General features: G+C 55.3%; 8 protein-coding genes and 1 pseudogene. All 9 read left to right on the plus strand.

Features of this window, described 5'->3' with window-relative positions; genetic code table 11:
- Positions 1 to 6 precede the first annotated feature (6 nt).
- The 9 genes and pseudogenes from U0C82_RS16720 (at position 7) to U0C82_RS16760 (ending at position 13,019) form a co-directional block, all read left to right on the plus strand.
- Positions 7 to 513 (plus strand): hypothetical protein, encoded by a 507-nt coding sequence (locus U0C82_RS16720; RefSeq protein ID WP_322188697.1) that lies wholly within the window; start codon positions 7 to 9, stop codon positions 511 to 513.
- A gap of 79 nt (positions 514 to 592) precedes the next feature.
- Positions 593 to 784: pseudogene (locus tag U0C82_RS16725) on the plus strand (transposase); the annotation flags it as partial.
- A 248-nt stretch (positions 785 to 1,032) separates the two neighbouring features.
- Entirely contained in the window at positions 1,033 to 3,261 is a 2,229-nt protein-coding gene (gene bcsA, locus U0C82_RS16730) for a UDP-forming cellulose synthase catalytic subunit (RefSeq protein ID WP_322188699.1), read from the plus strand.
- An 11-nt stretch (positions 3,262 to 3,272) separates the two neighbouring features.
- Positions 3,273 to 5,630 carry a cellulose biosynthesis cyclic di-GMP-binding regulatory protein BcsB gene (locus U0C82_RS16735; protein WP_322188701.1) on the plus strand — a complete coding sequence of 786 codons (2,358 nt, stop codon included), beginning with the start codon at positions 3,273 to 3,275 and terminating at the stop codon, positions 5,628 to 5,630.
- Positions 5,627 to 6,760, plus strand: coding sequence for a family 8 glycosyl hydrolase (locus tag U0C82_RS16740; protein ID WP_322188703.1), 1,134 nt, complete (start codon positions 5,627 to 5,629; stop codon positions 6,758 to 6,760). The genes U0C82_RS16735 and U0C82_RS16740 overlap by 4 nt, the downstream gene beginning before the upstream one ends.
- Positions 6,757 to 8,802, plus strand: a complete 2,046-nt coding sequence (locus tag U0C82_RS16745) for a hypothetical protein (RefSeq protein WP_322188705.1) — start codon at positions 6,757 to 6,759, stop codon at positions 8,800 to 8,802. Before U0C82_RS16740 ends, U0C82_RS16745 begins: the two co-directional genes overlap by 4 nt.
- 57 nt (positions 8,803 to 8,859) lie before the next feature.
- Positions 8,860 to 9,762 (plus strand): UTP--glucose-1-phosphate uridylyltransferase, encoded by a 903-nt coding sequence (locus U0C82_RS16750; RefSeq protein ID WP_322188707.1) that lies wholly within the window; start codon positions 8,860 to 8,862, stop codon positions 9,760 to 9,762.
- A gap of 881 nt (positions 9,763 to 10,643) precedes the next feature.
- Positions 10,644 to 11,312: an SOS response-associated peptidase gene (locus U0C82_RS16755; RefSeq protein ID WP_322188709.1), complete on the plus strand. Its 669-nt coding sequence runs from the start codon at positions 10,644 to 10,646 to the stop codon at positions 11,310 to 11,312.
- Between the two features lie 426 nt (positions 11,313 to 11,738).
- Positions 11,739 to 13,019, plus strand: coding sequence for a pilus assembly protein TadG-related protein (locus U0C82_RS16760; protein ID WP_322188711.1), 1,281 nt, complete (start codon positions 11,739 to 11,741; stop codon positions 13,017 to 13,019).
- Positions 13,020 to 13,050 lie beyond the last annotated feature (31 nt).

Below are 13,050 nucleotides of genomic sequence, written 5' to 3' on the forward strand. Positions count from 1 at the left end.
GCAAGCATGGATATTCCCGCCAGCAACTCCGCCGGTCGTTTCGACGAGATACTCCGGTTGATCGGCGAACTTAACTATACTTGGACAAATACGGAAAGCCTGCTGGTCCATCTAATCGCGGGATTGGCGGCCGTTGATAAGGAGACCGCAACAGTGATCTTCCTCACACTCGGTGCGTCTAGAGCGCGGATATCGCTGGTAGAGCGGTTGGCAAAGTTGGACCGGGTCGAATCCGAGCGCCGCGACGCCGTTCTCAGTGCTATGCGGGCTTTATTAAAAGGTCAGAAAGTTCGAAACCACTATAATCACTGTCTTTACGCCTTCGACAGCGACAACCAGCCGGCGATGACCATAAATCTGCGTATCTCAGAATCCAGGGACAGTATCAGGCTCGATGGCTCGCGCCGCCTCGATGCCCGAACGCTAGAAGAGTTTTATGCTTCGCTTGAACAAATCAAGTCAACGAACCAGCAGATTTGGGGTATTATCCGCAAATACGAATTCCCGACGTGATCATTGAAATGAGATTAGGACCTGTTAGCGCCTGATCCCGACTCTATGTCAACCGCTTTTCCAATGAAGGACAGCGTTGATTCTGACGGATCGGCAATGGGCTGTGCTGGAGCCACTGACCGAGATCTGTTGCCCGCATGCCAAGGTCCCGAGTTCGCACCTTCGGCGTACGATCGAAGCCATCCTCTAGCGCCATGAGAACGGGGCGAAGTGGCGGTCCGTGCCGGCTGAACTTGGACCCTGGTGGATGGCAGCCCAGACCTTTATCCGCCGGTCAGAGTCAGCCAATGCAAGAGTTGGTATCATAGCCCAACGGCGTCGCGAAGCTTTCTCCAACAGTACATTTAAAATATTCATTAGATTTTAAATAGTTAGTGTATATAAAGAAATTTTTATGTTTTTACCTTGATCTGCATTAACGAATTACCGTTCATTGACTGTTTACAAGAATGCGTGCTTACTGTTCCGCAGCGTAGCAAAGACATTGGCGTGTTTGTTACTGGAACATAGGGCGTTAATATGTATAAACGGTTGTGCGGTTTCGCTTGGCTATTTTTCGCACTCTCTTTTCTAATCTTGGTTCAGCAGCCTGTCAGTGTTGATGCCCAGTGGAATATTGCGGCTACGGCACTCGCAGTTGCAACAGCGATCTACATAATTCGACTGGAAGGAGTCTGGCGGTACGTCTTCTTATCCGCCATTTCCATTGTCGTTTTCCGCTACGCCTACTGGAGAACGACATCGACCATTCCGTCTCCCGACGACCTTATCAGTTTCATTCCGGCGATCCTTCTCTATGGCGCCGAAATGTATTGTCTGCTGATGCTGGCGCTCAGCCTCTTCGTCGTCGCAGATCCAATAGAACGGCCGCGGGCAGCGCAGTTCCCCGATGAGGAGTTGCCAAGCGTCGACGTTTTCGTTCCGTCTTACAACGAGAGCAGCGACATTCTGAGTCTGACCCTAGCGGCGGCGAAAGGCTTGGACTATCCGGCCGAGAAGCTTCGCATCTTTCTGCTCGACGATGGTGGCACAGACCAAAAACGTCTGTCATCTGACAAAGCTGCAGCGTCTGCAGCGATCGACCGTCATCACGAACTTCAGCACCTTTGCACAGAACTCGGGGTCACCTACCTGACCCGATCTGCAAACGTTCATGCGAAAGCGGGCAACCTCAACAACGGGCTCCTTCATTCCCGCGGTGACCTCGTGGTCGTTTTTGATGCCGATCATGCACCGGCACGAGAATTCCTTCGGGAAACCGTTGGACACTTCATCGAGGACCGAAAATTATTCCTTGTCCAAACACCGCACTTTTTCGCCAATCCAGACCCGTTGGAGCGGAACCTTTCGACGTTCCAGCACATGCCGTCTGAGAACGAGATGTTTTACGGCCAGATCCAGAAGGGTCTCGACAAGTGGAATTCCGCTTTCTTCTGCGGATCCGCAGCGGTCCTGAGACGAAGTGCGCTGGAACAGGTAGGCGGCTTCTCCGGTGTCTCAATCACCGAGGATTGTGAGACGGCTCTCGATCTTCATTCGCGCGGCTGGAACAGCCTCTATGTCGATCGGCCGATGGTCGTCGGTCTTCAGCCTGACACCGTCGCGAGCTTCATCGGACAGCGCTCCCGCTGGTGCCGTGGCATGCTCCAGATCATGCTCTTGAAAAACCCACTGTTCAGGTCTGGGCTCAGCTTGCCCCAGCGGCTCTGCTACATGTCCAGCATGATGTTCTGGTTCTTCCCCTTCGTCCGCCTCGCGTTTCTTGTCGCCCCGCTGCTCCTTATCTTGTTCGATCTGAAAATCTTCGATGCGTCGGTCGATGAGTTCATCGCTTACTCAGTCTCGTATCTGATTGCTGGCGAACTCTTGCGTAACTACCTATACGGGCGGGTTCGTTGGCCTTGGGTGTCGGACCTTTATGAGTACGTTCAGTCCGTCTACCTTCTGCGCGCGATCGTCAGCGTCATTCTCAACCCTCGCCGTCCGACCTTCAACGTAACGGCAAAAGGTCAGACGCTCGACCGCAACCAGCTCTCCGAACTTGCGTGGCCCTACTTTGCGATCTTTGGCGTCCTTCTTTTCGCAACTGGAGTTGTAGCCTACCGCTTCCAGACGGAACCCGAAATCGGCGGAATGCTCCTCGTTGTCGGCGCCTGGAACCTCCTCAATCTGATCGTCGCCGGAGCAGCTCTGGGAGTCGTAACCGAGCGTATGGAGCGTCGTCAGACGCCCCGTCTTGCGAGCCAGCGGGAAGGGCAGTTGTTCTTTGGGGACGAGCGTATCGATGTTTCGGTCGAGGACGTTTCACTCGGTGGAGCGAAGGTGACGGTACTGTCCGACATGGCGAACCTACCTGACGATCGGCGGGCGCGCCTTCTAGTGAACTCGCACTCCGGCCGCGGTACACTCCAGTCGATCCCGATCGAGATTCGCTCGTTTACAAGCTCCGATCAAGGTCTTGTTCTAGGGGTGAACTTCCGAGCCGGTACCCAGCATTATGCAACTCTCGCCAATCTGATGGTTGCCGATCTCGATATTGTTCGCAAGCACCGCGCTGGCCGGCAGGTGGCCAGAGGCGTTTTCCGCGGCTCGCTTGGCTTTATACGCTGGGGACTCGCTCGCCCGTTCCAAGCGTTCCATCACCTCCTCTTCGACAGGGACGAACCATCTGCCATGCCGTCGAAGCCGGTTGCTCCAGCGGTCTACCCAAGTGGTGCTGCCGTATCTTCCGAACAAACTCGTTACTGAGGTCTCGGTTCATGTTCTACTTTTCAAGAATGCTTCTCGTTTCAACCGCGATCACAGCTCTCAGCTCGGCTGTATCCTTGGGTGCGGCACAGGCCCAGAACCAGTCGAACCCATTTGCGGCAGACCGAAGTGCTACCAACGTCGCCGTCTCGCTCAACGACGTTCAGACGCCTTCGAGCACTTTGAGGCGTTTTGATGCGAGCACCGATGAGTTCTTTTTGTCAGGCGAACGGACGACGCTAACGATCCCGTTCTACGTGACTCCCATTGAAACGACGCGGAACGCAAAGTTTGTCCTTGCTTTGCAGAGTGCCGTCTCCGTCATGCCAGAAACCTCTAACTTGAACGTTCGCGTGAACGGGGTGCCAGTCGCTCAGACACGGCTGGGGACAGGAAAGGCCGATCGTGTCGAGGCCGATCTCCCGGCCGGACTTCTCCAACCAGGTTTCAACGCGATCGAGATCATGACAGACCAGAATCATCGCGTCGACTGCTCGCTTCCTGGAACTTATGAACTCTGGACACAGATCGACCCGGCGGCGAGCGGCATTGACTTTGGTCTCGCATCGATCCCCATGAACCAACTATCAGACCTTGCAACGATCGCCGGGGTCGGAACAGACCGAACGCGGATCAACATAGTTGTTCCCACGTCCTCGCCAGACGCTACGCAAGTCAGTCAGGCGATGGCAATCGCACAGGCCCTCACCATCATTGGCAACATCTCGCGGCCGCTCGTGACAATCGGCCCGTCAGTCGCAATGGGTCCTGGCCTCGACGTCCTCCTGGCCAATACAGGAGGTCAGTCTGCCGAGGGTTGGCATACCCGCGATGAGCAGACGCTCTCCCCAGGTATCGTGTATCAGCCAGGGACGCGGGAGACGCCTTCACGACTAGTTCTTGGAGATGGTGAGAGAAACTCGAGCGATCGCGCGATTTCCGATCTCGTTGATCTTGCCGGGACTTTGAAGCCGGCGGGTACCGATACTGGACTCGCCGCACTCGAAAGGCGAAACGGTGCCAACCTACAAGCGAACGAGCCGGTCGCTCTGAGCGATCTCGGACTGGATACGAGCGAGTTCTCCGGGCGCTTCTATCGCTCAGACATCACCTTCTCGCTTCCGTCCGACTTCTATCCGGCCGACTACGACCGAGCCGAACTAACGCTGGATGCAGCCTACGCTGCGGACCTGTCGAGCGATGCATCGCTCGTTATTAACGCAAATGGCCGACAGGTGACCGCAATTCCGCTGAGATCGACTTTGAGCGGAACGATCGAAGATCAGACAATTAAAATCCCTCTCGGCTTCATGAAACCTGGCAAGAACAAGATAACGTTCCAAGCTTCTCTCCTTAACATGGCGGACGTAGCCTGTGATCCGACTGTGATGGCGGATCTTCGTCCCCGCTTCGCCATTCGATCCACATCGACTTTACAGCTCCCAAAGGTTGCACAGATTGGCCACCTTCCCGATCTTGCACTCATAGCTAATGGATCGGCCTATAGTGAACCAAGGTCAGATCAACCGCTCTCCCTTCTCGTGACGGATCGTTCCGCAGCTACGCTTGGCGGAGCCGCGACATTTATTGCTCGGATCGCACAAGCATCAAAGCAGATCAGACCGGTAACGCTTCAAACTGGCTTGCGGGACGATGGTCAGGCTGATGTCCTGGCGATTGGAACTTACGCAACACTCCCTAGTGAAGTTCTTCGCGCAACGGGTCTTGAGGACGGAACCGCCTTTCAATCGTCGGTCTCGGAAATCGTTGATGATAAAGTGTCGCTCTCGAGCGGATCGAGGCTGTTAGAGCCGGTTAAAGCAACGTTTTTTGCCAGCTTCGAACAGCCGATCAACCTCACCGAACGGCTCGATGAACTGAGGAACAGTATCTCTGCATTTTTCCAAGGTACGCGCTCGGCATTTGGAAGGCTTCCGGGTCTGTCGTCTTTCCTCGAAACGAAAGGATTCGTCGCTTTGGGGAATATTCCGGACAAGGCCACAGCGTTAACCGTCATTTCTCAAGCAGCGACGCCCGGCCCAGTTCCAAGAACCTGGACTGTAGTTGCGGGACCGGATCAAAATTCTCTCTCTCAGGGTATTATCGAACTGACGGAACCGTCGAACTGGCAGCAGTTACAAGGTGCTGCGGTGGCCCTTGCTCCGGATGGTACGTTGGTGAGTTTTGCTGCCGAGGGAGAACGTCTCTTCGAAACCCAACCACGCTCCGTCAGCAATCTGCGTCTTGTTTTCGCAGGATGGCTATCGCGTCATCTCCTTGAATATCTTCTCGGTCTCTCTTTGATCGCGTTGCTACTCGGGCTGTCGACACGGGCGCTAATTGGCCGGGTTGGAGCGAACACCAAATGAAGTTCGCCCTCCTGGTATTCACTATTCTCGTGATTTCGTCCGGCATGGCCTCGGGTCGTAAAACAGAAAGCCAATGGTCGGTCGAGGATCGCTGGATCCAATACGTCGCGAATCCCAAACCGGCACAAGTGGAGCACCCCAGCGAACGGAAGAACGATTTGACGATAGGAGCATGGCAACTCTATCGCAGCATCTTCATGGCTGACGGTGGACGGATCGTTGATCGCGAGAACGGTGCGATAAGCCATAGCGAAGGACAGGGCTACGGAATGCTGATTGCTGCGACGCTCGGGGACCGTGAGGCCTTTGATCGTCTCTGGGATTGGACGGAGCGCGAACTTCTCGTCCGCGATGATAGTTTGGCCGCCTGGAAATGGGATCCGAGCGCCGATCCTCATGTGAGCGACATGAACAATGCGACGGACGGTGACCTGCTGATCGCCTGGGCTCTCCTGCGAGCCTACAAAAAATGGAACGTTCGCGATTATCTCCGGGAAGCCGAAGCCATTGTCGATGATATCGTTTCAAAGGCGACGATAGTGACACCGTATGGCTCCGTCCTCCTTCCCGGAACCAAAGGCTTTTCCGGCAAGGATCGGCCCGACGGCCCCGTCGTCAATCTTTCCTACTGGGTGTTCCCGGCTATCGAGGAGCTCGCGGCACAGATGCCGGTCCTCGCGAAGTCTAATCTTGGCGAGAGCGGGATGAGACTGCTGCGTGATGTCATTGTTTCAGGCAAGACACTGCCGAGCGAGTGGACGGCTCTGGGCGGCGACGACCCCGTTTCGGCGGATGGGTTCGAGCCTGTGTTCGGCTACAACGCGCTTCGGATTCCCCTTTACGTTGCCTGGAGCCAAAAGCCTGACCCTCAGCTCCTTGAAGCGCTTGCCACCGCCTGGAGCGGTGGAGGCGAAGCCGGTCTCGACATAATCGATGTCAAAACACGGACCGCCGTAGAACCGATAAGGGGCCGCGGATACGGCGCGATCCATGAGTTGACGCTTTGCAGTCTCGGCCATCACACGAATCTCACGTCTACGGAAACCTTCGAACCTTCGACTTACTATTCCAGCACTCTACAGCTTCTTACCCTGATTGCGTTTTCAGAGAGGTATTCCCAATGCCCATGATCCGTTCCCGTGCGCTTCTCATAGCCACTTTTCTCTCAACGTCGTTTCTGGTCGTCACTCCTGTCGGATTTGCCCAGGCAACCGCCGATCCTTTCGCCAAAGTCCCTATTCCGCTTGTTCCCCAGAGTTCAGAAACGACCGTCGGGCTTTCAGATCAGGCTCGAACGACCCTCAACGAATTCTATCCTGCGCAGACCCGCGGCGCGTCGTCATCGTTTGCGCCAAGTGCTCAGCCGGTAGGCGCGACATCCAATGCAGCACCAGCGGAAGCCAGCTCAAGCAACCCGTTCGTCCCCGTAGTTCAGGCTGTGCAGACACCACAACGCTCTGGACCGACGAAGCCATTCGAAATGGATCTAGGTACCGGGCCGAAGGACGCGACAAAATTCGACACGAACATCATCGACGAGACGGCGCTGCGTTACTATGCCGATCAACGCAATTTGGAGCGTGTCGGGGCGGAGATTCGACGCCTGAAGACGTTGCATCCCCAGTGGGCGCCGCCGTCGGATCTGTTTGCGCCGCGAAGCACCGTCGACGAACAGCCGGTATGGGATCTCTTTGGTGCTGGCCAATATCTCGAGGCGCGCCAAAAGATTGAAAATCTCCAGAACGCGGACCCAAACTATCGTCCTTCGACCGACCTTCTGGCTAAACTTACAGAAGGCGAGGCGCGGGCAGCAATCCAAGCGAATTCGGATCGAAGCAATTGGTCCGGAACGATCGCGGTCGCCCGGGATCATTCTAATCTTCTCGTTTGTGAACATATGGATACGCTTTGGCGGGTCGGCGAGGCGTTTGCGCGTACCGACGATTATGCGAACGCTTTCGACCTTTACAGATATATACTCGTGAACTGCGAAGACCGCGGGGAGCGGCGTGCAACCCTCGAAAAGGCATCTGCGCTGCTTCCTCAGAAAGGTGTCGACGCTTTGTTGGCACTTGGTGATACGCAACCGGACGGAATGAACGAATTTGATGGGCTTCAGTTCGCGAAAGTAAGATCGGCTATCGCGGAGGCAATTTCGAACCCCATAATACCTGATTTAAAGATAGATCCCGCCGAACTCAATCGCTTTCAAGAGTTCGCAAAAGGTCAGCCGGACGGTGACGACGCCGCAATTATCGGCTGGTATAATTATTCACGAGGAGAATACCAGGCCGCCAGCGAATGGTTCGAGGAAGCATTTCAGGCCGGCGCCGACGACAAAGCAATCGAGGGTTACATTCTTTCGCTGCGTAATCTCGACGATCTCGACAATGCAGAGATGATCGCACTACGATACCGCGATCGTTCTCCAGAATTTGGCAAGATCTACATCGAGATCGTAGCAGATCGGATCAACGGACTCGAAGACGACGAGACATTGGATCGTGGCGATCTAGACAGCTTTACGAAGGTCGTCGATGACAGCAAGTCCGCTTTGGGCGCCCAGACGCTTGGATGGTATTTCATCGCCCGCGATGAGATCACAGATGCTGGAGAATGGTTCAAAAAGTCCGTCTCTTGGGAGCCTAGCGAGGAAGGAGTTGTCGGCCTTGCCGTTGTTGCGAGCCGCGAAAAGGACAACTCGGCGCTGTCTGCTATTAAAACCGAATACGGCGACCGGTATGCCGCTCTCTCCGATTTCAAAGAATATCGCCCGGTTGTACACCAGGCTGCCGTGAGATCTACGCGCTCTGATAAGAAACGGTTGAATGTAACGGAATCGAAACCTGTACGGGTGCGCTCTACCGGGGGGGGCGCAGACAAATTGATGGTTGATGCCAAAAGTCAGTTCGACGCGGGCAACTATCAGGCAGCTCTGAACGCCCTTGATAAACGCGAGGCGCGTGGCGGCAAGACTTACGGCGGGGAGATTCTAAGAGGCTGGGCCAATTTCAAGCTGAACCGGTTGAGCGAAGCCGAACGCATATTTCGAGCACAGGACAGCCAGCGCTCCACCAAGGATACACGCTTCGGTATCGGAGCCGTGCAAAACACAAAGTATAATATGTGGCCTGATCAGACGAATGATTGTAAAGTCAGATGGAAGTGCTAAAGCCGTTTCCAAATAAAAACTATGTAATTGCTTCGGACGAACTCGAAAGAAGATATTATGCGAACGATCCGCAAGGCTGTTTTCCCTGTAGCTGGTCTTGGAACACGCTTTCTTCCAGCCACGAAATCCGTGCCAAAAGAGATGCTGACCATCGTTGACCGTCCGGTCATTCAGTATGTCGTTGATGAAGCCTGGGACGCCGGCATCGAACATCTGATCTTCGTAACCGGCCGCAACAAGGGCGTCATCGAAGACTATTTCGACGTTCAGACCGAACTGGTCGATACACTCGTAAGCCGGGGGAAAACCGAGCAGTTGACTGTCCTTTCGGCGCTGCAGCCAAAACCCGGAATGGCAAGCTTTACACGCCAGCAAGCTCCTCTCGGTCTGGGACATGCAGTCTGGTGCGCCCGAGAACTGGTCGGCGACGAGCCGTTCGCGGTTCTTCTTCCCGACATGGTTATGAAGGCACAGAAGGGGTGTCTTGCATCGATGGTGGAGTTCTACAACGTCGCCGGCGGTAACATCCTATCCGTCGACGTATGTGATCCGAACGAGACTGATCGATATGGCATCGTTGGCAAAGGTCAGGATATGGGAAAGGGCTTTCGAGTGACAGACATGGTCGAGAAACCTAAACCTGCTACCGCGCCGTCGAACTATTCGATTTCCGGACGTTACATCCTTCAGCCGGAAATTTTCAATGTGCTCGAAACCCAGGAACGAGGAATGGGCGGAGAGATTCAGCTTACCGATGCAATGCGAACGCTTGCAATGGATCAAGCATTCGCTGCGTTGCCCTTTGACGGCACAACGTTTGACTGTGGTTCAAAAGAGGGCTTCATCGAAGCAAATGTTGCGTTCGCCTTGGACAGATCGGATGTTTGCGATACGGTTGGACGATCGATAGCTCGGATGCTGCGTCAAACTCATAATGATACGTTAGTTAAGGTTGCATGAGCCGAAAGATGGGTTTTGCAGTTAAATTTATGTGAGTATGCGGAAACAAGTTTTTTGTTTGGGCAAGCGCAGCCAAAGCGCGATGACGAAAATACCCAAGAAAATCAAGGTGCTAAAGGATGTTCTTTCGCATCATAATCCGCGTGTCGGGGGTTCAAGTCCCTCTCCCGCTACCAATCTTTTCAAGCGCTTAGCGGAAATACAGCCCTATTTCATGTCGCGGCCGTGTCGCAAGCGTTTCCCTTGATTTACAGGGGTTTCCATTCAGCATCGGCAAATCCGTGCGACATGAAATGCGACATGGCGCATGGCTGTGGCGCGGCGCGAAACTTCGAACAGATCGGCGTTGCACTCCGGACTGATTTTTCCCGAAACACGTTAGCGGTCGGCTTATCGCTCGCCTGACCCAACGCCCCAGTCCTGAAATGATCCGCTCACCGAAGCGGCCAACGCTTCCCCGATTGATCGAATAAGGTGGCTCTCAGTCGGTGTCACGGCGAGGGCATCGTGAGGATCGCGGCGACCGCAGTTTGTTCGCTTTGCGTTCTCGTGTGAAGCTGCGGCATGGTTCGAACGATTCGAAATTTCGCAGAGGCGCTTCGGCGCGGATTTGGTATCCGGATACATTGCGTTTGCGGCAAGCGCGTCGTGTATCGGTGCTCGGATCTGAGGGAAGCGATTCCGCCGACAGCGGACGTGGAGGTTCTAAGCTTCCGATGCTCATGGTGCGGAGCGAAGCCCGCCTATGTCCGCTATACCTCTCTGGACGATCTCGATCGAGAAAGCATCGCGCAATGGCGACCTCGTCCCCGCCGGCGGAAGACAATATTCTGATGTCCGCTAGATCCGAAGAGGGGGCATGAGAACGGCGGTTATTCCACATGTGCAATCTGTATTCGATCACCAAAGGGCAGGCCGCCATTCGCGCGTTCACGCGGGCTATCGAGGATCGCGCTGGAAATCTTCAGTCGCTTCCCGGCGTCTTTCCCGACACCATGGCGCCCATCGTGAGGCAGGCCGAGGGCAAGCGAACACTGAGTTTGGCGCGATGGGGGATGCCATCGCCCGGCTTCGTTCTGAAGGGCCGGAAGACAGATCCCGGCGTCACGAATGTTCGAAACGTGAAAAGCCCGCACTGGCGGCGTTGGCTTGGGGTGGAGCATCGTTGCGTGGTGCCGTTCACATCGTTTTCCGAATACGAAACGCAACGGGACGGCAAGAAGGCTCCGGTGTGGTTCGCCGCGAGCGAAGAACGCCCCCTCATGGCGTTCGCGGGGATCTGGACGAACTGGACCAGCGTTCGCAAGGTCAAGGAAGGCGAGATCAACGCGGATCTGTTCGGGTTCTTGACGACGGATGCCAATGCCGTCGTGAAGCCCATTCATCCCAAGGCAATGCCGGTGATCCTGCGAACGCCGGACGAAATCGACGTGTGGATGAACGCGGATTGGTCCGAGGCGGGCGACTTGCAGAAACCTCTTCCGGACGATCAGCTTATGATCGTCGCACGCGGCCCCAAGGAAGATGGAACGCGCACCGAACATATGTAGGGAACAGCCTTGTTTCTTCGGACGCTGTGGCGATCGGAGTTCGAACGGAGATGAGGACGCCGAATAGTGCGTCTACAACAAGCAGCCTTGGTGCTTGTGCGTGAGAATTCGGGCTGAGCCACCGACAGTCCGAGAAAGGTCTGCGTCGACGCCACGGGTGGCATACGGCCCTATTCTGCTTCGCTCGGACATGTGCTTCGGCTTGTGCGCGTCGATGATTGACACGTCAGACAATCGACCGGTCTCAGTCGGCGAATGCACGCCCGGCGTACTCTTGCGATCCTTCAAATCCCGCATCGCCACCGAGCGTCAACTGCGCCACACCGGTCGATTCTTCCATCTCAGCAGCAGTCGGCGTTGGGAAAATTATTAAGGACGAAGCTCCTATAAAGGACCGCTTACGCTAAGGTCCGAGGGAGATGGTTGATGCGTTCCTTTCTTCGCGATACGTCAGGCACGTTCGGAATGCTGTTTGCACTCCTGCTTGTCCCGCTTGTCGTCAGCGTGGGAACGGTCATCGATGTTTCTCACGTGAAGTGGGTGAAGGACGATCTCAGCAGCGCCGCCAATATTGCAGTCCTTTCCGCCGTCGCTATCGGTTCGAAAGGATATGAACTGGCGGTCAAGCAGGACGCCGAAGGTCGTGTGAGCGAAGCGGAAACCCTTGTTTACAGTCTGTTCAATGCCAACGCGAAAATCGATCGCGACAGCAGTCACACGAAGATCGAACCGAAAGTCACGAAAGCCAAATCGCTGATCACGTCGGAGATCAGATATTCGACGGACGTGAAATTGTTTTTCGGCGCGTTCCTCGGCATGGAGACGTTGAATGTGACAGGCGTCGCGAAAGCCGAGGTGGCAACGCAGGGGCCGGTCGATTTCTACATGCTGCTCGACAACACGCCCTCGATGGGCGTGGGCGCGACGTCCGCGGACATTCGAAGATTGCAGGACAATACGCCCGACAAGTGCGCCTTCGCCTGCCACCAGTTGGACCGCACCAATAACTATTACAAACTCGCCAAATCCCTTGGCGTCAAGATGCGGATCGACCTCGTCCGCGAGGCGACCCAGCGGTTGACGGAAACGGCGAAAGCAACGCGAATCGGCAGCGATCAATACCGTATGGCGGTCTATTCGTTCGGCTACAGGGCCGAAAACATGGGCTTCACCGAAGTCGCACCGCTTTCCAACGATCTCGACCTCGTTCGCACCATGACGAGCAAGGTGGACCTGATGACAATCCCCCACCAGAACTACAAATCGGATCAGTTGACCGCGTTCGATGAAACCCTGAAAGCCGCTCGCAAGGCGATACCGAAGCCTGTGGCCCCTGAGAAGGGCCAGTTAGCGCGCGAGCAGATCCTCTTCTTCGTATCCGACGGCGTCGCCGATGCCTACAAGCCCTTGGGCTGCAAGAAATTACCGACGGGAACGCGCTGTCAGGAACCCATCGACTACCAATATTGCGACCAGATCAAGAAGGACGGAACGCGGATTGCGGTGCTATACACCACCTACCTGCCGCTTCCGTCCAACAATTGGTACAATACGTGGATCAGGCCGTTCCAGAACGAAATCGGTCCGGCGATGAAAGCCTGTGCCTCTCCCGGACTGTTTTTCGAGGTCAGCCCTTCGGAAGGCATAGAGGCGGCGATGAACGCGCTTTTCGTCAAGGCAACAATGTCGCCGCGTCTGACATTCTAGGATGTCCGCTCGTTGAAGTGTCTGTTCCGGC

This window comes from Fulvimarina uroteuthidis, from assembly GCF_034321785.1.
Classification (GTDB): domain Bacteria; phylum Pseudomonadota; class Alphaproteobacteria; order Rhizobiales; family Rhizobiaceae; genus Fulvimarina; species Fulvimarina uroteuthidis.